The organism is Methanomassiliicoccales archaeon (assembly GCA_038740345.1).
GTDB lineage: Archaea > Thermoplasmatota > Thermoplasmata > Methanomassiliicoccales > UBA472 > JAJRAN01.
This window is the reverse complement of record JAVYMA010000003.1, coordinates 1-20,465: the sequence shown is the minus strand read 5'-3', so window position 1 is coordinate 20,465 and position 20,465 is coordinate 1. Positions and strand designations below refer to the sequence as shown.

Below are 20,465 nucleotides of genomic sequence, written 5' to 3'. Positions count from 1 at the left end.
GGTGCGATTATGATGACATTATGATACCGTATGCGCACAGAACCTCTCTTAGTGAGAAAACGTCAACAACCTCATTAGGAAAGTGTTTATAATAAGCCTGTCATTCACGCCCGACATCAGTTCTAGAGGCCTGGAGAGATGTTGCGTACGCATCATTGTGGTGAGATTAGACTAGAGGACCTCGGAAAGAGGGTCACATTAGCAGGTTGGGTAAGATTCCGTCGCGATCACGGAGGCGTTATGTTCTTCGACCTGGCGGATTGCCATGGCATAAGCCAGCTGGTTATGGATCCTGAGGCTCTAGGACCACAAGTGGATAAGCAGCGCCTTTCGGAGTTGCTTAGGGACGTGGGTCGAGAATATGTGCTGAAAGTAACTGGCCTTATTAGAGAGAGGGTTCCGGGGACAGAGGATCCGCGAAATCCCACTGGTACTGTGGAAGTGCTCATAGAGGATGCTGAGATCTTGAACACCTCCAAACCTTTACCGTTCGAGGTGGCAGAGCAGAAGAATTCACTCCTTCCCAATGAAGATCTGCGTATACGATACCGCTATCTTGACCTGAGAAGACCGCAAATGATCTCGAATCTGAAATTCCGGGCCCAACTTTTCGCTGCTGCAAGAGCAGCTCTCGTTTCACTTGGCTTCATGGAAGTCGAAACGCCTATGCTCACGCGGTCAACAGCTGAAGGAGCTAGAGACTTTCTCGTACCCTCAAGAATCAAGCCTGGACATTTCTATGCACTGCCACAGAGCCCGCAATTGTTCAAGCAGATGTTAATGGTAGGGGGTGTAGAGCGCTACTTCCAATTTGCGCGCTGCTTCCGTGATGAAGACTCGAGGGCTGACCGCCAACCGGAATTTACACAGATGGACATCGAGATGTCGTTCATCGAGCAGGAGGATGTTTTTCAGGTGGTGGAAGCAGTACTCAAGAGTGTTTGGAAGACGATTTATGACGAGGAGCTTGCCACGCCTTTCCCTCGCCTACCTTACAAGGAAGCAATGGCCCGATTCGGGACGGACGCTCCTGACATCAGATTCGGTCTTGAGCTAGTGGAGGTCACGGACATAGTCCGTGATTCCGATTATGACATCTTCAAGAAGGTCTTGTCTAAGAAAGGGACAACAGTGATTTGCCTAAATCTAAAATCCTCTTGCATACGCGAGAAGGACGTAGAGTTGCAAAATCTAGGCAGGAAAGAAGTGGATCGTCTCATCGAATGGGCCAAGTCACAGGGAATGGGTGGACTTACCTGGATGCGCTGTACACAAAATGGCCTGGAATCGAACATCGTTAAATACTTCCCTGAAGGTGTGAAGGAAAAACTCCAGGAAAGGATGGGAGCGGAAATAGGCGACCTGCTGCTTTTCCTCGCTGGTCCTCGATTGCAGACACTCAAAGCGGGAGGAGCCTTGAGGATGAAGCTCGCCAAGGATCAGGGTCTTTTAGAGGGTAAGGGGCACCAATTCGTATGGATCGTGGACTGTCCTTTGTTCCAAGCTGATCCTGTTACGGGCAAGCTCTCAGCCTTTCACCATCCCTTTGTGAGGCCCTCGCTAGGCGATATCCTGGACTCAGAGGACGCAACTCAGATCAAAGGGTTGTCATATGATCTGGTCTTGGATGGAAATGAAATTGGCTCAGGAAGCATACGGATTCATGATGCTAAGGTCCAAAGGAAGATATTCAGGAAGTTAGGCATGAGCGATGAGACCATAGAAAAGGAGTTCGGATTCTTCCTCGAGGCTTTAGAATTCGGTGCCCCTCCTCACGGAGGCATCGCGCTTGGTATGGACAGATTGGTATCAATATTGTTAGGCTGTGAGAGCATCAGGGAAGTTATAGCATTTCCCAAGAACAAAAAGTTCGTGTCCCTAGTGGACGGCTCTCCCACCAGGGTTGATCCGGCCAAGCTTCAAGAGCTGATGCTTATCAGCATCGCGGAGGAAAGCAAGGAGGAGAAGTGATCATCCCTTCCTTTTGTTTATTTCCTTCACCACGGCATCGACGATTTCTTGGGAGCTGTATTTTCCTTTAGCCAGCTTCATCACATGACCTATGACGGCGTTTGCTGCCTTTGGATTCGAGGAATAGTCTTTTATTATCTGCGGGTGTTTATCTAAATAATCTGATATAAAGGATTCTAGGACCTCATCCTGTATTGCACAGGAGATATCTTCAGGGCACTCGCCAGCAGCAATGGCCGCGATTCTCCTTCTGCCCTCAGAATCGGTGATGCTCCTATCCGCGACCAACTTAACGGTTTCCATTATATCCCTCGTTACCTGCTCATTGATGCGAGGCAGAATCTGCGGCCAGGAATTCGAGATCGGTCCCAATGTCCAATTCATTGCCATCTCAGGATGTACCCTTTTCGCCATCTCCTCAAAGAGGTCAGCCAAGGCCATGGAAGTCAATACCATTTGCCTCGCCTTATCATAATCGACCATGTAAACAGTGGAAATACGCTGAGCCCTACGCAAAGGTGTCTCCACCTCAGGAAGTGCGTTTAAGAGAGAAGTCAAATCATATACCCCAAGGTCTGGTTCTCCGATATAGCCATAATCTTCCTCGAACTCTTTCTCTCTGGCAGAAACGGTGACCTTCCTTTCCTCATCGTAACGCCTGGTTTCGCGCATCACCTTCATTCCCGCCTCAAGCAACTTCTGCTGTCGGCCAGCTTCGAATCTAAGAGCCCTCTCTAGGTTCCTCAATCCTTGTATATTTTTTATTTCCACCCTTTCTTCGCCTACAGAGATATTAGCATCAGCGCGAATGCTCTGCTCATCATCACCACTTGTTCCAATCATGTGCTTCAGCTCTACCATCAATTCGGCCAAAAACCTCCGAGCCTCGTCCGGAGATGATAGATCTGGAGCAGTGACTATTTCCACCAAAGGTATCCCAGATCTGTTGTAATCAATTAGGGACACCTCCTCCCCCGCTTTACCTACACGTTTGATTCTTCCTGGATCCTCCTCCAAATGAACGCGCCATATACCTATATTTTTACCTTCCACGGGGAATAGGCCATCCGTCCCGATGGGAGAGTCATATTGAGTTATTTGGAAATGCTTTGGGAGATCAGGATAGAAATAGGTCTTTCTGGAGAACCAAACTTGAGGTGAGATTCTGCATTGTAAAAAGCGAGCAATGCTTACCGCCATCTCCAAAGCTTTGCGATTTAGGACTGGTCTTGATCCTGGGAATCCAAGGCAGGTAGGGCAGATGGAGGAATTCGGCTCTAATGCGTTCGTAGGGCAAGGACAGAATAGCTTGGAGCGTGTGGGCAATTGAACATGTACCTCAAGCCCAATCCTCAAAAGCTCACCTCCGGGAATTTTAAAGTGAAGGTGGAAGTCCATTTTCTTGCCGCATCGAGCAACACCCTCTCTTCCCAATGGGGAGCCACCAGTTGCATGCCCACAGGAAGACTTTGAATATAACCACATGGTAGGGAGATATGGGGCAATCCAGCTAGATTGGGAGGTACTGTAAGGAAATCAGCTTGGTATACCTCTAGCGGACGCATCTTTTTAACATCATCTAATTTTGGTGCCAAAAACGGCATGGTCGGGGTAAGGACAGCATCGAAATCATGAAAGATTCTTTGATATTCTGATATTATTAATTGGCGGACGGCCAAAGCTTTCATGTAATATCTCTCTCGGAAACCGACCATACGGGCATAAGTGCCTAGAAGTATCCTTCTCTTGGCTTCGGTGCCGAAGTATGCGCTGCGCGTCTCTGCGAAGAATTCGTTGAAATGCTTTGTGATATCCGGATTCCTCACACCAAATCGCATGCCGCAGTAACGCGCGAGATTGGTGGAAGCCTCAGAAGTAGCCAGCACATAATAAGCAGAGAGGGCGTATCTAAGAGAGGGCATGGATACCTCCTCTATCCTGATTCCATGCTCTCCTATCAATGAGGCCAGTGCCTTATTGAACGTTCTATGCACATCTGGATCAAGATGGTTAAGAGCCTCTCGAGGAATGGCAACACTTTCGATGCCACGACCTGATAGGGTCAATGGTGGCTGTGCGCAAGAAGTAGGATCATTGGAATCGCGGCCAGATATCACTGGGAGCCATCTTTGCAAAGACGCCGCTTCGCGCACTAAAAGCCCTATCTTATCTAGGGAGTTGGCGTAATCGATAAGGCCATACCTTGACACTCTACCATACGTTGGGGTGAGACCAATAACCCCACAGAAGCATGCGGGACATGATATCGAACCTCCTGTTGATACCCCCAAAGAAACGTGTCCAGGTAATAAGCAAGCGGCTGCCGCTGCTCCACCGCTGCTTCCACCACAGGATCTACTTTCATCGAAAGGGTTACGAGGTATTCCATAGGCAGAATTGGTAGAAAAGGTTCCAAAACCGAACTCGTCCATGTTGGTCTTGCCGATTAGAATCGCCCCTTCTTCTTTCATCCGACGTACAGCGGTGGCGTCGAAAGGCGGTCTATATCCTTCTAATATCTTTGAGCCGGCTCGGGCCTGAAAGCCTAGAGCGCATAGGTTGTCCTTGGCGGAGAAATGTGTCCTATTTGATAGATCCTGCAGACATGTAAAATCATTCGAGAGCTCAGTGAATGCCTGATATCTCTGATTTAAGGCTTGGAGCTCGCTAAGGCTCATTGAATGGCTCATGACAACCTCGGCCCCCTTACTAAATCCTCGTAAGTGTCCATGGAGTCACGAATCTCTAGAGCACGTGGATTCTGTATTGGTTCATCTTCTCGCATAATGTTAGCTATTCTCACAGGATTGAATTCATGTGTCTCCATGGGGGGTGCTTCGTCTAATAAGGATAGGTAGGCTAGAACTTCTTCCAGCTCTTGGGCCAAAGCCTCTTCTTCAGACGAAGAAAGATGGAGCCTTGCAATCTTGGCAACCCTGCGCACCGTCTCGATTTCCAAGCGATCACGTCCTTCATCAGAAATGGAGCGATGGATGATTGTGAAAACTGGGTATAAAACAATTGGTGATTTGAGGGGGTTAGAGTAAAAACCAACAACTGATGCGGGAAGGAATGAGTCTGAAAGGAAAGAACGGGCAACGAGAATTTAAAAAGAATCTATTATTGCCAGTGAAATAAGAATGGAAAAACAATGGCTCCCCCCTCAATGACAAATTAAGATTTCAAACTGAGAATCAGACAGTTCTACCAGCTTTTCCCCAAATTCACATCATAAGATTTGGATGAAAATGTTTATGAGGCGCTCCCACTTACATTGGGGCGGTGCGATGATGGACGATGCTGAGAAGTTGATTCAGCAGGGACAGCAACTCATGAGCCAGGGTGAATACCAGCAGGCGCTTCAGAAATTCGATAAAGCGATCAAAGCCGATCCCAAGAATGCCGAAGCCTATTATCTCAAGGCTGAAGCGGCTGTAGTGGTTCCTAAGGTTAGTGTAGAAGAAATCCTGGCGTTATATAACAAAGCCATCGAGCTCGATCCTAAGAACCCTTTCTATTATTCGTCCATGGGTGCCTTTTGCGTGGATGTCGGGCGCTTGAATGAAGCAGAAGCGGCATATAACAAAGCGGCTGAACTCGATGCCGAGAACGCTCCATATTATTATTCAGAGTTCGCGGTGGAGTACAGTCGCAAGGCGCCTATCGTCATGGAGCAATATCTTGATGACAATACTCGCGGAATGATCGCCAAAAAAGCCCTGAGATATGCATTGAAATCCATAGGCCTTGATGAAGAGAGGGCAAAAAAATTGCTCTAATTGCTCTCATCTTCTTGGCCATAGTCCATCCTGCTCATTCCTATGCCTATTTTTCCTATCTTCTATAGGAATGCAGTGCGAGCACATCCCTGCTTTGGGATAGTAATGGTCCGCGCAGACCAATCTTCCGCATATGGTGCAGGTGAACCTCGCAGGCGCACTACATATCATGCAGGGGCCTAATATCTCCATGCAATCAACCTCTCATTTCTAGACGGGGTCAAAAAATCTTGCCCATCAAAGAGTTGATTCATTTTCCTCATAGATTACGAAAGCATCTCCGTTTTCAAGCAATATTGGATAGGTGCGCAGATCCTTCGCTTGCGCATTCATGAGAACCTTTCCCGTCTGCAGGTCGAAAACCGCTCCATGAACTCTGCATCTAATGGCATGATCCACTAATTGTCCTCTGTCCAAAGGCGCGCGCATATGTGAGCACCAACCGTCTATGGCGAAAAATTTCCCATCGACCTTGACCACCAGGATTTCCTTCCCTCCTGCTCGAATCATTCTCATATCTCCTTCTCTTATGCTATCAATCTTGCCCACTGAGAGCTTATGCTTCATTCATACCCCCCCTCGATGAAAGATTGACGCGCTTAACTCATCAAACTTACCATTTCACAGAAAGAAAGAACCATAAGAATGCAGGTCAAGCCTTCGTCTCGAGCGCAGGATGATTGGCAAGGGTTTTTAAGAAGGAGAGGTCATGGAATCCTAAAAAAAGGTGGTTGATGGATGGCGAATGAGGATATTGCAGCCGAGATCAGCGAGAAGAGTAAGGAATTTAAGGAGATGCTGAAGGACTTGAAGGCTAATTTGGAGACCTGGAAATTTTCAGTGGAGGAATCCAAAGAAGGCCTTAGGGTGGAAATACATGCTGTAGCGCTTATTAAAAGCAAAAGCAAATGATTTCGTTGGCTGCGGCAAGCCTAATCGCTCATGAGTCGCAGCAATTCCCTTTTCTTATCCTCACTCAAATTAATATCAGGTCTCTTCTGTATCAGTTCAAGATATTCAGAAGCCAATCTGAGATCTTCCGCGGAGTAATGCTTCCTCGCCACCTTCACTATATCCCTCGCCTCCTGGAATTGTAGGAATGAAGCTATTTGGCATGCGAGATCGTAAGATCTCTTCAGGGAGGAAGGGGCCTCTTCTAGATAATGCCCTACATCGAGGATGTAGAGATGATCATTTACCATTACATTATCCGGTTTTATATCACCATGAAATAAGTCATTATCGTGCATCTTTCTTAGGTATCCGAACACCATATCCATCTGTTCCAGGCTCATGGCACCGACTTCGGTAACCGGTTTGGCATCAAGATATTCGTAGATCACAACGTACATGGCGTCATTCAATTGATGATAGCCGTAAGGCTTGGCCGTAGGAATTCCTAGCTCATAGATGGCCTTCATGGTCTGGAATTGATGCTTGGCCATGCTCGCTGCGTCCAGAGGGAAGCCAAAGAGCGGATCTAGAGCGTTGACTTCCAGGTAAAGGTTCTTTGCGATTTGAATGGTGCGTGCCGTAAGGATATCGGCGCCGCCAAGGATCTTGCCAAACAATTTGTGAAGGTTGCCGTTAGAATCAAATCCCGTTATTCGCACGGGTATGGAAAGACGAGACCCACCAACTCCTAAAGGCCGCACTGAAACTTTGCTCAGGCCGTACTCTTTGGCCATAATGCGGTGCAGGGTTCTTATGACATCGCGGAAGTATTCTCGGTGCTCATGAAGATGTTCCTGCTCACTATCATTCTTGTTTGTCAGGTTATGTCCCCCTTATCCTCCAAATCCAATCTATCCCTATTTGTCTTGATGTCGGTCACGCTTTTATCAAGATTGGATTTACGTGCTCCGAGCCAAATCTCGAGCCCCAATCGCAGGGCGTTCAGCCTATGCACCTTGATGCCGTTCTTCACACCTCTGCCCAACTCGATTATGGGACGACCCTTGTGAGAGTATGTGATATGCCAGACTACGAGTTCGGGGAAGGCGAAGTAGAGTTGGTTGGTGTTAATAGTAATATCTCTGTTATTCACTTGGATGTCCAGGTCGGCCAATCCCTCCTTTCTAATCGGTATATGCAGATGCTTGCCAAAGGCCAATCGGAACATCCAATAGGAAAGCACCTCGAGAGTGTTCAAGTCAAGAACGTCCTTGAGGGGTATGTTCTTGCTCCTTTTTTCCTCCTTGCTCTTTTGCTCAAGGACTGGACCCTTATCATTTAAACTCTTTTCATCATGTGCTTTCGACTCTGATGCTATATTTATCTGGGCGTTCGTAACTCGGGCTATATCATAATTTCTTTTTTCATTCGCCCCGACCTCATGGGTCATGATTTTTGCAGGCTTTGACTCATTTGCTTCCTTAATTGAGGCCTTCGGTCGGGGGCCATGCCCTTCCCATCCATAAGGCTCTTCTAGATAAGGAGCCCCTTCTTTATGATATTGACTGGAGAAGTTGATGCCCTGTTTTCTGTGCCAATAGCGCTCAAACGCATCCAGGTCTGCCTCGATGAGGGCCTCATCGACATCACCTCCGTCTTTGTGGTATTCCCCCAATACTTTGGCGCCAGGAGGGTCCTTCCAATCTTCTGCACATAGCAAGGGATGAGAGCAGACATCATCCCTCTCTTTGGCTCTTTTGTCTTCTTTCATTTTTCACCTACTTCTTGATTAAAATCTGCACTCTGGCATAAATCCGAGTCCCATCTTTGAACTCTTCCATTGATATCTTCCAATCCTCTACTTCTGCATTCAAGCGCTCAAAGAAGCGATCCAATTCCTCCACTATCTTCTCCGCCTGCTCTCCATCTCCTCCAATCATCTTTATAATCGAGGATGCCTGCATCTTTTGGTCCATATGCAATCCTCTCTCCATCTTATGAATCCCATATTATCCTTTTCAAATCACCTTACGTAGCGTTCGAATCAACTTTTGCCCAGATAGGGTAATACCCTCTCGTCAATGATATATTTCACATTAGGGCCGATTACGAATACTGGTGAATATCCGAAGAAATTGAGCTCAAAGACCTCATAAAGGACGACATTAAAGAAAAGGGACTTGATGCGCTCCAGCTCTCTCTTGTCGAAAGCCGATTCAGCCGTGTATTTGGCCTGTGTCACTATTTTATTGAGTGGTTCGAGGACCTCGCTGCGCAGGACTTCAAGCCTTAACTCCAATAGAGCCTTGGCCATACGCCGGCTGAATACCACTTGGAAATGCCTCATTATCACCACTTGGATGACGAGTATGAGGATTATGAAGGAAATATTGAGGCCCATAGTGGAGCCAACGGCGATCACACGACCGAGCACGGAGCCTGTGAGAAGAATCGCTCCCGTGAAAAGGAGACCTATGCCTACTGCCACTAGACCTGCCGCTACAAGTATGGCCGACTGGGAAATCAACCCCCTTTCTCTGGCTATATCATACCTGGCCTTAAAAGCGCGCGCAATCCGCGTGAATCCCTGTGATTGAGGCTCGGCTAGGACCACTACCATGAAGAACAGTACGATTATGCTAGCTTGAAAGATGACTATCCAGCCAAGACTCGTATCCATGGCGCCTTGGAAAAAAATAAAATATAGTGCCATGAAAACGCCGGTGCCGAAGAGTATAAAGAAGCTCACAGCGAGGGGAACCATTCCTCCAAGGAATATGGTAATTCCCACTTCAATGGCTAGACGTGGCCTGTGGCGTAGCAAGAAGAACACTGGACGAAGCGAGTCCCAGCCGATTACCCTTCTGCATGACTCGTCGCGCGGCCCTTTCTTTGTCGTAGGAAGGAAAAGTATTATGAAATTGAATGAATACAAGATGAAGGCAGCTATGAACCATGCCAGGACACCTCCTGGTATGGTTAGGATCAAAGCGGCAGCTAATATGAGTAGGAAAAAGGCTATTAAATAGCCAAAGGTAAGGCCACGACCGTGGCGATTGACTCTTTCTAAAATTCGTTGCTCGTATTCGATAGCCTCAATGACCTCGCCTTTCACACCATCTGGCCAGTTCAAATCCCTGCATATTCCTGCTACTCTAACCACGCTATGATTCTCCTTGCAGCTCGTTTCGAGAGGGTAGCATCGGTGTTACTGGCTATATACGATTGCATTATCGGGCAATCGGTTCTGAAGGATTATGAAAATTCTCTTTGTTAGCAACTTCTCTCCCTATAACATGCCTAGCTTGCGAAGACCTTCGATTACACCGTCAGCATGCTCTGCTTCCGTCACCAAGTCAGCTGCCTGCTTGGCCATGAGTGAGGCGTTGGCTACTGCGACTCCAAATCCCACACCTCTGAGCATACGCACATCATTGTCCGAATCGCCAAATGCTACTACGTTTTCCAAATCTATCCCCAACAGCTCGCAACCCTTGCGCACGCCGTTGAGCTTACTGTGCCCTGGCTCCATGATATGTATGGCGAAGCCTGTTACTTCCACTTCTATTGGCCAGTCTTGAAGGATTTTCTTAACTTTTTCCACATCGCAGGACCGCTTCAAAGCTACTTCAGTTTCTCTCCAATGGTCGGTAAAGAGTCTCTCTGCCTCAGGCATCCTCTGCTTCAAATACTCCCAGGCCTGCAAGGGGATGGTGCCGTTTTGAAGTTTGTATACCTTTTCCTTATAGTATACTATACCTCCATTCTCAGCGATTAGGGGTCCCTTCACACCGATGAAGGAAGCCAGACCGAACACGACGGGAAGGACATTACCACTGGCGATCATGACATGGTATCCATTTGCCTGCACTTTGCGCAAAGCCTCTATCGCTTGAGGTTGTATCCACTTCCTGCCATCGGTGAGGGTCCCGTCAACATCAAAGGCCGCGGCCTTAATCAGGAGCATCCGCTCCGGTTCTCAAGTTCACTCGCCTCTCGAGTTGAGCGCCCCCTAAGCTCCCCTAACGTGGTCACGCGTTCGGCGAAAGCGTTGTGCTTATGGATGGATTCCAGGCTCTCGCTTCTGGCTGTGACTATTACGTCGTCAGGTAAATCAGAATACCTTTTCAATACCTTGGTCAGGATATCTCGGACCACATCTTCAACGAACTTTGGGTTGGAATGAGCTTTTATTACCACGAAAGCTTCGTCCGAGCGTTTCAATATCTCATACGTAGGCGATGAAAAGGATTCCTCGAGTATCTCTATTAGGTCGTTAGCTTCCACATCACACTGCTCAGGCACCTCGACCATCAGGGTAGATACATTCCTTTGGTTATGCGAGATGGTAGGAAATCGACCATCCAACCGTATCTTATCCCCTACTTGTTCCCTCACGGTCTCCATGGCGCAGGGGCAAGCTGTCATGCCTATGGCCTGGGCTCCTATCATCTTCTTGAGCCCATTCCCTCTTTTAGAGCTGGCCTTCGCTACTAATTTGTACATCTCTCTAGTCAGCCTGCCGCTGGGATTCTTTCGGTCTAAGAAGTAGTCCGCATTCACAGTCACTTCAGCATATGATGCGTAACTATGCTTTTCTAAGAGACCGCGACAAATATTGGCGGCAAGGATCTCTAGGCCGGGTACAGGTTCTTCCGCGCTCGACGCCAGCACTTCCTCTATGACTTCAAGGTTTCTTGAAAGATGTGATCCCCTGAGATTCGAAGGAAGGTCTACGAATACATCCAGGACGCAATTCAGGCAACAGGCTGCCCCAGATCTTTGAACGGTCACCTGCTTTCGTACTTCGGTCACGCCTACGCGCGTCAATTTGAAACCGTTCAGAAGACGCCGGCTTTGAACGTCTGAAAGGGAGATTCTATCACCATGAGCAGATTTATCGCTGGTTCTTAAACACTAATCCAATAACCACATTTTTGGTAGCCTATAAGATTTTGGTAATCAATATAGTCAAATCCGAATTAGGTTATAGCTCCTTGAGCCTAATCCAAGCTTCTCCGCATAACTCAACTGCACCGTCCAATCTATTCCTTTTAAAGCTTTGATTTTATCCTTACCCGGCGGCAAATGCTCTTCTTCCAAGCAACTCCCAGGGATTCCCGCTTGAGCGTTCACAAGATCCGCTGCTGCTTGATCTATGGCTACGATGTCTCTAGAAGCTAGGATGCCAACGTCGGGGATTATGGGAAGGTCACTCCATGAGGGGCAGTCGCACAAGGGAGTGAAGTCCATAACGAACGATATGAAACCTATCTTGTCCCTTTTCGACATCATTATGCCATAACAGTACTCCACTATCTTCTCCATGGTCTTCTCATTACTGCAATCCTTTCCAGCTTCAATAGCATCATTGAGACATGTGATGAAGCATTCACCGCAACCTATGCATCTATTCTTATCTATCCTAGCGACTTTCTTAACAGCGATGGCGCCTGCGGGACAGCTCCTTGCGCAACGACCACATCCTCTGCATTTTGAGGTCTTAACCTTAGGATGTATTTCACTATGCATTTCCAGCTTCCCGGCCCGCGAACCGAAACCCATTCCTAAGTTCTTCAAGGCTCCCCCGAAGCCGGTCGCGATGTGACCCTTGACATGAGTAACGCATATTATGGAATCAGCGTAAACGGCCACGCTACCAACTTTAACAGTTTTACAGTGTTTAAGATCAACTCTAATCTCCTTTTGGTCCTTTCCAATTAGGCCATCAGCGATTATTATCGGGGCGTTGATCACAGGAGGGAAAAATCCGTGTCTCGCCGCTGAATTAAGGTGGTCCACAGCGTCCGCCCTACCTCCCCTGTAGAGAGTGTTGGCATCAGTTAGGAAAGGCCTGCCACCTTTTTTTGCGACGAGGTCGACCACCTTGGCGCAGAACTGAGGTCGCAAGAAAGTATGGCTTCCTGGCTCCCCAAAATGAGTTTTAATTGCTACCAGATCTCCTTTATTGAATGTCTTATCGATTCCTGCAGCCTTGAACAGTTTGGCAATCTTATGCGGAACATTGCGTGATTCCCTGTCGGCCCGCAAATCGGAGAAATAGACGTCTGACATCGATTTGATACTAAGGGTTATATGTAAATCAAGCTTGCGAACCACCGGCCGACCACAAACAAAAAAATGTGTTTATATTTCTGCCTCGCGGTTTTTTCCTGACATTTTTTTCGGTTGGCATTACAATAAATATTATGAATAAACCTCATTCAGGTTCCGCTGATGGTAAAAGAAAATAAATTTTGTCTCAGGCTAAGGCACATCAATTGAGATTGTGGTCAGATGATCTGCGGCGTGGATGAGGCGGGTAGGGGGCCTTTCATTGGGCCGTTGGTGATAGCTGCTGTTATGGTGCCAGATGACGTTACTCTAAAGGCCATGAAAGTTCGGGATTCAAAGCAGCTATCGCCTGCTCGAAGGGAACGATTGGCCGAAGAGATCTTTACCTCTTCCCAGGTTAGGGTAAGGATAATAGAAGCCGATGTCTTGGACCGATTGATGGTAAGAGAAGACCTAAACCAAATAGAGGTAAAGGAATTCGCTAGTTTAATCTCCGAGCTCAAAGCAGAGCACGTGTTCGCTGATGCTTGCGACGTCGACCCACGACGCTTTGCCCGCAACATCGAATCCTTACTCCCCTATAAACCCGTTTTAATCTGTGAGCATAAGGCGGATGAAAAGTATCCCGTAGTCTCTGCGGCATCCATCATCGCGAAGACCTTACGCGATCGGAGAATGAGAGAGATAGAACAAGAACTTGGTACGGAGATTGGAAGCGGCTATTCACACGACGAAAAAAGTATAGCATTCTTGGAAAAATGGATAAAGGAAAAGCGGGATGTACCGCCCCACACGCGGAGGAGCTGGGAGACGGTTCGGAGCCGGCTATCAGTCTCAAAGAACGCGAAGCTGACCGAATGGGAGTGGTAATGAATGGCGGATCAGGTTTGCAGGCCTATTCTACAGCAGACTATCGATCGATTCAATGAGAGGGTGGCTAAGGATCCAGAGCTTAGTCGAGAGACCTCCAGCTTAACGAAGAAAGTACAACTGGACTTGGGTTGTGAGTTCTATTATTTCACTCTAGAGTCGGGAAAAGTAAATAGTTTGAACGAGGGAATAATATCTGAGCCAGATATCACCATCATTTCAGATCCTGATACAGTCACGAAGCTCTTCAAAGGTGAAATGAAGATAATGAAGGCCTGGGCGTTGAAGAAGATTAAGGTGAAAGGCTCTATCGACGATGTGCTGAAACTGAGAAAATTTTTCTAGCGCCTGGCTTAAACTTTCTCAACTTTTCGCTTTGAGAATGTCTTAGACCAACGGTGAAGAGCTCACTTCAAATTTAGTTTAAAAATGTAATTAATGAATATGACATAATCATAAAGCTCACTGAATTTTAATGCAAAACGAAGTTGACTGTTACCTGAAGAGTTCAATCAAGAAAAGGAAGTGTAAACAATTTCAGATCTATTTGCTTCTAAAATTTAGTCTTTAGCCTTAGGTTTATCACCTTTTTAAATGCACGTTTCAAGAGGGGAATAGCAGCTTGCACGTCTAACTCAAACAAAACGCATCTAGGGATTCTCTCGCCTCGCTAAGATAATTAATTAAAATAATCATTCTAATCGTTCGATCCTTACCCTACAGCTCCGTAAATACGTTAGATAAGAAAACCCCAGGTCCGAAGAAAGGAGAATAGGGTTGACATACCAAAGGTTTAAAAAGGAATTCTCTGTTAGGAGTTCTCCACAAGAGCGGGGTGGGGTAGCCAGGACATCCCGTCGGGCTCATAACCCGGAGATCGGTCGTTCAAATCGACCCCCCGCTACCATTCTTTTCAACAGTGAATATAGAGGAGGAGAAAGGCTGTTGATGCCGTTCTAGTTTTTCGAAAAGCTAATCTATTTGCAGAAGGTCAAGGAAAATCCGCAGCTAACAACTGAGGGGAACGTCATTTGGCTAGGGTTGAGGTCCTCGTAATCGGCGGAGGTGTCACTGGTGCAGGCATTGCCCGAGACTTGGCGCTACGTGGCGTGGAAGTGCTGTTGTTGGAGCGCGGGGATTTTTGCAGCGGCGCATCTGGAGCGAATCACGGCATGCTGCACAGCGGTGCTCGGTACGCGGTGACAGATCCCATATCTGCCAAGGAATGCGCTGAGGAGAACAAGATCCTGAAAAGGGTGGCCTCCTTTTGCATAGAAGAATGCGGAGGCATCTTTGTCTCTCTCCCGGCGGATGATCAGAGGTTCGCATCGGCATTCGAAAAGGCATGCCGAGTTACAAACGTGCCCTGTGAGCATTTGACGCCCCAGGAGACCAAAGCTAAAGCGCCATGGATTTCAAATGACATCGTGGCAGCATATGCAGTCGAAGACGCTTCGATCGATCCCTTCTCCCTCACGCTAAGCAATCTGGACTCGGCGCGCCAGGCAGGGGCTGAGACACTCAATTACAAAATCGTCACATCGATGCGGGTCAAGGGGCAGAGCGTGGAAGAGATCATCTTTCGAGATGCTTTCACAGGAGAAAGCTCTAGAGTTAAACCCGAATTGGTGGTCAACGCTGCGGGGCCATGGGCTGGAGAGGTAGCGGCCATGGTTGGTCTGGAATTGAGACTGGGAGCAGATAAGGGCTCGATGGTGGTGCTAGATGGCCGGTTAACTAACAGTATTGTAAACCGCCTTCGCCCCCCTTCCGACGGAGACATCTTGGTTCCCAACCATTCTTCGACCATCATTGGAACTACATCCATTCCGCTGGAACATCCCATGTCAGTATCCGCCACCCGTGCTGAGGTGCAGCTACTCATTAAAGAAGCCTCACTGATGATACCTAAGGTGTCTGAGGCAAGAGCTATTAGGGCTTATTCAGGGATCAGGCCCCTTCTTTATCCTTCTGGAAGGAAGTCAGAAAGAGGTTATCGCATAATCGACCACTCGGAGAAAGGGGTAGAGAACATGATGAGTGTGGTAGGAGGAAAGCTCACCACCTATCGCCTCATGGCGGAACGTGTAAGCGATCTAGTATGCAGGGCTATAGGAAAGAGATCGTCATGTCATACTAGAACAGAACCCATCTGTTCAGATGAAGGAGAACCACATTTGGAGGGTGTATTGGAAATCTATAGGCGCCGATTACTCAGAAAGTATGGGCCATCTGGTAAAAAAGTAGGGGAATTTTGCCTCAAGCGACCCCAAGGTATTGAGGTAGCCTGTTCTTGCGAGCAGGTCCTGCAAGGGGAGCTGGAATATTTCGCATCACACCCTGACGTCAGAACTTTAAGCGATCTGATGCGCCGAACCCGGGCAGGCATGGGATACTGTCAAGGAGGTATGTGCGCCCTAAGAATGGTGTCTGCCTTGGCCAGAAGGATGGAACAGGACCCCAAGATGTTGCTGGAGGACTTCCTTTCTGAGAGATGGAAAGGTTTGTTCCCAGTCCTGGAAGGGGAACAGCTACGTCAAGAGGTGATGAAGAGGTATCTCCTGACCGGGACCTATCACCTTATAGTAAGGGAAGGAACAGCATGAAAGAATTGAAGCCCATGCATACCGACATCCTTGTGGTTGGCCACGGCGCCTCTGGACTGCTGGCCGCTTCAGCACTAGCTAAAGACAATAACGTCCTGGTAGTCGGGAGAGGGACGACGGCCACATCCTTGTCCACCGGTTGCATATCATACGTTCGTAAGGACATATTGAGGCAAGAGCGGAATAGGATTGACCTTGGGGCGTTAGCCCTTTCGGTCCACCCCTTTAATGACATTATAGAACGCGGATCATTATCCTTAGAAGAGATCCTTCCTGAGGTAAGTAGGTTCTTCCTCAGGTCTCTTTCTGATCAAGGGCTTGAGATGACCGACGACGCCTTTAATTTCTTCGACATGCTAACCAACGCTGGAAATATCTATTCATGCTCTATCGCGCCTTATTTTACCGCTTCGGGGCGTTTGGATCGGATGCAGGGTCAGAGGATGGCTCTCCTCGGGCTGGAAGGATTTAGGGATCTGGATTCTAGATTGGTAGCGCTCATGTGCGAGAGCAGGCTCGAAGACATAAGGGTCCGGGCCCACCAAAGGAGGTTACGTCTTGCAGGCAGGTCAGGCGATATGACCTGCTCAGAGGCATCGATGGCTATGCGCTCCCTTGAAGCCCAAGAGGAAATCTCCTCCATCATTTCTGATTTATCGGAGGATAACGTGGCCATACCTCCGCTATTCGACCTGCATCATCTGCACCGAGGCATGTCAGCATTGTGTGCCAGGACAGGCAGGAATGTCTTCGAGCTCGTCACCCCTCTTTCCTTGCCTGGGCAGCGCCTACAGCAGGCGCTAGTACGCAGTGCCATAAATCATGGCTGCCGCCTTTTCTGCGATCGCGTGGTAACCCGCCTACAAGTGGAGGGTGCTCGCATTGTTGCGGCGAGGATAGAAACACCCACTAGGACTCAAAGAGTGAGCTTCAACTCCATGATTCTGGCCACGGGGAATCTGGTGGGTGGGGGCTTAATTCTTCGAGGACAAGAGGTCATAGATCCGTTCTCGATATTTAAGGTGGGCCGATTCGGAGAGATCCAATCCTTGCCTGAGCAAACGGGATACGATACTTTCATGCGCTCGGTGGTGGAGAGTGGGTACTTAGTCACGAATGAGATGCGCCTCATCGACAAGGACGGAAAGCCGTTTGAGAACGCATTTGGCGCAGGAGCGGCTTTAGCGAGCTTCTCTTTCCCGACCGGTGTGGGCTTGGGAGGGGAACTGCTGACCGCTTGGGTGGCAGCTAAATACGCTGGGGAGGTGAGCTGAGACGTCAGATAACAGCTGCATTAAATGCGGAAGCTGCCAAATAGCCTGTCCCGTGGTGGCTTGGGAAGGGCTCTCCCGTTTCTCAGGACCAAGGGGTCTAGCCGTAGAGGCATTGCGCTTTCCTCAGGATTTGGCCTCTGTTCGCGACAATGTCTACAAGTGCACCGCTTGCTATCGCTGCACTGAGGTGTGTCCAGCGAATATCCCTTTGACCGAGCGCATTTTAAGCATCAGGAGCACTCTTTTCTCGCCTGAATGGTTATTGGAAGGGCATGGGCGTATACTGCGAAACATAGACTCTCATCGCCGATCCGTGACCCCGTCGCAAAAACTCCCAGCTTTCGAGCCAGCTAAAGCGGACTTGCTTTACTTTCCAGGCTGTATTTCAGAAAGCAGGCTCCCTGATATCGCCCTAAGCACCGCCACTGTATTGAAGAAGGTAAGTCTCTCCTTCCACGTTCCTGAGAGATGGTCCTGCTGCGGCGCCCCCTTAGAGAAGGTGGGGGATGAGGAAAGGCTGCTCCTGTTGCGTGAGGAGAACTTGAAAGCATTCGACCGTTTCGAAACACTGGTGACATCATGTCCTGGCTGCGCTACGCACTTCCATCGAAAGTATGGGTTGCAGGCGCTGCATACCATAGAGCTGCTTTATGAATCAGTGGGTGCCAATAGGTTGCCATACGCCCCTTCAAAGAAGAAAGTTAGGGTCGCTCTGCACATGCCTTGCCATTTAAAACGCACGCTCGGTCCTCATGTGATGGATTATGCCACAGAGATTGTGCAAAATCTTCCTGGGGTGAGACTAGTTGAAATGGAGGAGCCCGACCGATGTTGCGGGGGAGGGGGAGGAGTGCTAGCAGGGCATCCCGAGGTATCGTTGACGTTAGCTAAAGCCAAGGTTATGTCGGCACTGGAGGCTAAGGCCGAGGTGTTGGTGGCGCCGTGCCCCTTCTGCGTGATAAACATCAGACGCGCAGGGGGTTTAGAAGTCAAGGATTTCGTTCCATTCCTGAATGAGCATCTGAAGTAGGCTGGAAAATCAAAATATATAGGTAGCGAGTTTGGCCTTTTGTGAGCGAGGAACGGAAGAAGCCGTTATGCTTTACGTGCTTGTATCGCGATTCGAGACCAGAGGTTGGTGTGATAGGGGGCCGACTAATTTACTGCATGAGAAAGGATCGTGTTGTATCCCCGAAGTTTACATGCGAATTATACTCTAGAGCCACTGAGAAGGCCAAAGAGCAGTTGCGCAAATCGCTCTATGGCGTTTATGAAGAAGACGAGGAAGGCTGACTTATACCCATTCCAATATGTTGGCGGGTCTTTGCTGCTCTGCACCTTTTATTTCGAAAGGTATCCATTGGGAGGAGGTAGGATATCCACGCATGTTTCGCACCCGCAGCATCTTGTTGAGCTCCTCATCGAAACGCAGTTCAATTACGCCGTCGGCGATGGCCATGAGATGGTTTACCGTCTTTTCCTCATGCACACCCTCATGCACCGAGACTATGGAGGAGCCATAATGCATACGAATGCGCGCGTTGGATATCTGGAAGAACTTCAGGACGACGTTGGGCTGATTGTAGAGGAACAAAGTGGAAAGGGAATAGAAGAAAGTTCGCGTGCGTTTCTTCGTCTCTTGTGATATGGAGCTTATGTTGAACATAATGGCTTCGAGGTCTGAAATCAATTTCACTCCAGAGGTGGATTGGCGCTCCTCGCTCGCGCCTAGAATGCTGGAATGATAGTCCAGGATGAAGAGCTTCTTCCCCAGGACGTCCTTGGTGGGAATCCCGAAGGCGCTCATAAGTTCAAGCACATCCGCGGGGGAGGTATCCACCGCTACAAAAATGACCACATCATCCTTCTCCAGGTAGCTCTGTACCAGGCTGACGTTAAACTCTAGCAGACCTATACCAGGGCTGCCGATTAGGAGTACAGAGCAATGATCTGGGAAGCAAGCGCGCAGCAACTCATCACCTCAGACGATCGGTGTTAGGCATATACTTCCCCCAAGATCCTGTTCTTGAAGGGCCATGGCGTTGCATTCAGTGAAAGGCTCTTCCCCATACAGCACTACTGTACCTCCTATGCGCTCGATCCTAAGACATATCGTAGCCAAATCCGCCAGTCTAGGCGCGCTGGCGCTGGAAGGTGAGAGGAGGCCAACGAACACGCTCATATTCCTCCTCATTGCAGCTAAGTGGTCGATGAGCTGTTCCATGACTCCGGTTCCGTAGATGGATTCCAAAGTATCAAAGCCGATAAGTGAAAGGTAAGGTTGCGCTGCGCCCTGCAGAGAATAGGAAACATTCTGCCACTTCAAGTCTGAGCCCGCATGCGTCCCTTCGATGGGCATCACGCATTGCCCATAGGAGGAGCCAATACCCTTGGCCATTTCAGGTATCCTCAGGAATCTCTCCATGCGCTCCTTGGTCACCATGGGTGCTAGTCGCCCGCAAGCGGTATCGGCACTCGTCTTGCGCATGGGCATCCAAATTACGCCTCTTCCTTGGGATAGGAAGTTAGCCACCAATGCCAGCTCCAAGGTGCCTGCCAAGGACATGGGGACCCCGCTGCCTAACTCCACCATGGCCACTGTGCCTCTTTCCAAGCCGCCCATGAGCAGATTGTCCAGGTCTTTCACGCCCGTGGAGAGCTTACCCTCTCGATCAGGGATGGGCGACCAGGCTCGGGAGGGTGTGATCTCTCTCTCCCAATTGTGGCTGAAAGAGCGCAGCTTTCCCCCTTTTAGGGTACACAGGTACTTTGGCTGCTGTATCTCCGTCCCGCGCAATTTGAGTATCTCCATCTCCCGTACCCTGCGACCATGGTGCTCGCTCAATGCTACTTTTATGACCCCATCGCCTAGGTAATCTAGCATAGGTTCGGGGCTCTCGAGGACATACACCACGTTAGCACCATAGCCTTCCACAAGATCCTTCTGCATGGAGGTCAAAAGCTTCACGCAACCCAGACCGTTTCTCTCAGCTAGG

The 20,465-nt window shown here is 48.8% G+C and carries 23 protein-coding genes, 1 tRNA gene and 1 pseudogene; 11 read left to right on the top strand and 14 right to left on the bottom strand.

Features of this window, described 5'->3' with window-relative positions:
• Positions 1–138 precede the first annotated feature (138 nt).
• Positions 139–1,971: an aspartate--tRNA ligase gene (aspS, locus tag QW520_01685; protein MEM0448519.1), complete on the top strand. Its 1,833-nt coding sequence runs from the start codon at positions 139–141 to the stop codon at positions 1,969–1,971.
• Here aspS and gatB read toward each other — a convergent pair whose 3' ends face one another.
• From gatB to QW520_01670, 3 genes are read right to left on the bottom strand one after another with little or no spacing between them, the layout of a single operon-like run.
• On the bottom strand, positions 1,972–3,405 hold the full coding sequence (gene gatB, locus QW520_01680; GenBank protein MEM0448518.1) for an Asp-tRNA(Asn)/Glu-tRNA(Gln) amidotransferase subunit GatB: 1,434 nt from the start codon (positions 3,403–3,405) through the stop codon (positions 1,972–1,974).
• Positions 3,324–4,661 (bottom strand): amidase family protein, encoded by a 1,338-nt coding sequence (locus QW520_01675; protein MEM0448517.1) that lies wholly within the window; start codon positions 4,659–4,661, stop codon positions 3,324–3,326. The genes gatB and QW520_01675 overlap by 82 nt, the downstream gene beginning before the upstream one ends.
• The gene (locus tag QW520_01670) at positions 4,658–4,930 is read right to left on the bottom strand and encodes a hypothetical protein (GenBank protein ID MEM0448516.1); all 273 of its coding nucleotides are present in this window, start codon (positions 4,928–4,930) and stop codon (positions 4,658–4,660) included. The genes QW520_01675 and QW520_01670 overlap by 4 nt, the downstream gene beginning before the upstream one ends.
• A 328-nt stretch (positions 4,931–5,258) precedes the next feature.
• Here QW520_01670 and QW520_01665 point away from each other — a divergent pair, with 328 nt between their 5' ends.
• Positions 5,259–5,750, top strand: a complete 492-nt coding sequence (locus QW520_01665) for a tetratricopeptide repeat protein (protein MEM0448515.1) — start codon at positions 5,259–5,261, stop codon at positions 5,748–5,750.
• 6 nt (positions 5,751–5,756) lie between these two features.
• On the opposite strand, the gene QW520_01660 is transcribed toward QW520_01665, so the two are convergent.
• Together QW520_01660 and QW520_01655 are read right to left on the bottom strand one after the other, a co-directional pair.
• The gene (locus tag QW520_01660; protein ID MEM0448514.1) at positions 5,757–5,942 is read right to left on the bottom strand and encodes a hypothetical protein; all 186 of its coding nucleotides are present in this window, start codon (positions 5,940–5,942) and stop codon (positions 5,757–5,759) included.
• 45 nt (positions 5,943–5,987) lie between these two features.
• Positions 5,988–6,317 (bottom strand): Rieske (2Fe-2S) protein, encoded by a 330-nt coding sequence (locus tag QW520_01655; protein MEM0448513.1) that lies wholly within the window; start codon positions 6,315–6,317, stop codon positions 5,988–5,990.
• A gap of 171 nt (positions 6,318–6,488) precedes the next feature.
• Here QW520_01655 and QW520_01650 point away from each other — a divergent pair, with 171 nt between their 5' ends.
• The gene (locus QW520_01650; protein ID MEM0448512.1) at positions 6,489–6,662 is read left to right on the top strand and encodes a hypothetical protein; all 174 of its coding nucleotides are present in this window, start codon (positions 6,489–6,491) and stop codon (positions 6,660–6,662) included.
• Between the two features lie 20 nt (positions 6,663–6,682).
• Here QW520_01650 and QW520_01645 read toward each other — a convergent pair whose 3' ends face one another.
• The 7 genes from QW520_01645 to QW520_01615 form a co-directional block, all read right to left on the bottom strand.
• Positions 6,683–7,438 carry an RIO1 family regulatory kinase/ATPase gene (locus QW520_01645; protein ID MEM0448511.1) on the bottom strand — a complete coding sequence of 252 codons (756 nt, stop codon included), beginning with the start codon at positions 7,436–7,438 and terminating at the stop codon, positions 6,683–6,685.
• Between the two features lie 83 nt (positions 7,439–7,521).
• Positions 7,522–8,415 (bottom strand): hypothetical protein, encoded by an 894-nt coding sequence (locus tag QW520_01640; GenBank protein ID MEM0448510.1) that lies wholly within the window; start codon positions 8,413–8,415, stop codon positions 7,522–7,524.
• A 7-nt stretch (positions 8,416–8,422) separates the two neighbouring features.
• A complete protein-coding gene (locus QW520_01635; protein MEM0448509.1) occupies positions 8,423–8,620 on the bottom strand; it encodes a hypothetical protein in 198 nt (65 codons plus the stop codon).
• Positions 8,621–8,688: 68 nt separating this feature from the next.
• Entirely contained in the window at positions 8,689–9,807 is a 1,119-nt protein-coding gene (locus QW520_01630) for a hypothetical protein (GenBank protein ID MEM0448508.1), read from the bottom strand.
• A gap of 126 nt (positions 9,808–9,933) precedes the next feature.
• Complete coding sequence (locus QW520_01625) at positions 9,934–10,611, bottom strand: phosphoglycolate phosphatase (GenBank protein ID MEM0448507.1); 678 nt, start codon at positions 10,609–10,611, stop codon at positions 9,934–9,936.
• Positions 10,602–11,522 (bottom strand): GTP cyclohydrolase MptA, encoded by a 921-nt coding sequence (gene mptA / locus QW520_01620; GenBank protein MEM0448506.1) that lies wholly within the window; start codon positions 11,520–11,522, stop codon positions 10,602–10,604. Before mptA ends, QW520_01625 begins: the two co-directional genes overlap by 10 nt.
• Before the next feature lie 93 nt (positions 11,523–11,615).
• Positions 11,616–12,719, bottom strand: a complete 1,104-nt coding sequence (locus QW520_01615) for a DUF362 domain-containing protein (GenBank protein MEM0448505.1) — start codon at positions 12,717–12,719, stop codon at positions 11,616–11,618.
• Positions 12,720–12,941: 222 nt separating this feature from the next.
• On the opposite strand from QW520_01615, the gene rnhB reads away from it, so the two are divergent.
• From rnhB to QW520_01575, 8 genes and pseudogenes are all read left to right on the top strand, one after another.
• Positions 12,942–13,589, top strand: coding sequence for a ribonuclease HII (rnhB, locus tag QW520_01610; protein ID MEM0448504.1), 648 nt, complete (start codon positions 12,942–12,944; stop codon positions 13,587–13,589).
• 3 nt (positions 13,590–13,592) lie between these two features.
• Positions 13,593–13,934: an SCP2 sterol-binding domain-containing protein gene (locus QW520_01605; protein ID MEM0448503.1), complete on the top strand. Its 342-nt coding sequence runs from the start codon at positions 13,593–13,595 to the stop codon at positions 13,932–13,934.
• Positions 13,935–14,418: 484 nt separating this feature from the next.
• Positions 14,419–14,496: transfer RNA gene (locus QW520_01600), tRNA-Met, on the top strand.
• A gap of 124 nt (positions 14,497–14,620) precedes the next feature.
• A complete protein-coding gene (gene glpA, locus QW520_01595) occupies positions 14,621–16,195 on the top strand; it encodes an anaerobic glycerol-3-phosphate dehydrogenase subunit GlpA (GenBank protein MEM0448502.1) in 1,575 nt (524 codons plus the stop codon).
• Positions 16,192–17,469: a hypothetical protein gene (locus QW520_01590; GenBank protein MEM0448501.1), complete on the top strand. Its 1,278-nt coding sequence runs from the start codon at positions 16,192–16,194 to the stop codon at positions 17,467–17,469. The genes glpA and QW520_01590 overlap by 4 nt, the downstream gene beginning before the upstream one ends.
• A 16-nt stretch (positions 17,470–17,485) precedes the next feature.
• Positions 17,486–18,061: pseudogene (locus QW520_01585) on the top strand (heterodisulfide reductase-related iron-sulfur binding cluster).
• 126 nt (positions 18,062–18,187) lie between these two features.
• Complete coding sequence (locus QW520_01580) at positions 18,188–18,499, top strand: heterodisulfide reductase-related iron-sulfur binding cluster (GenBank protein ID MEM0448500.1); 312 nt, start codon at positions 18,188–18,190, stop codon at positions 18,497–18,499.
• A 41-nt stretch (positions 18,500–18,540) separates the two neighbouring features.
• Positions 18,541–18,762 (top strand): hypothetical protein, encoded by a 222-nt coding sequence (locus tag QW520_01575; GenBank protein MEM0448499.1) that lies wholly within the window; start codon positions 18,541–18,543, stop codon positions 18,760–18,762.
• Between the two features lies 1 nt (position 18,763).
• On the opposite strand, the gene QW520_01570 is transcribed toward QW520_01575, so the two are convergent.
• Both QW520_01570 and QW520_01565 read right to left on the bottom strand, forming a co-directional pair.
• On the bottom strand, positions 18,764–19,441 hold the full coding sequence (locus QW520_01570) for an ATPase domain-containing protein (protein ID MEM0448498.1): 678 nt from the start codon (positions 19,439–19,441) through the stop codon (positions 18,764–18,766).
• A 9-nt stretch (positions 19,442–19,450) separates the two neighbouring features.
• A partial coding sequence (locus tag QW520_01565; protein ID MEM0448497.1) for a hypothetical protein occupies positions 19,451–20,465 on the bottom strand: 1,015 nt, incomplete at its 5' end.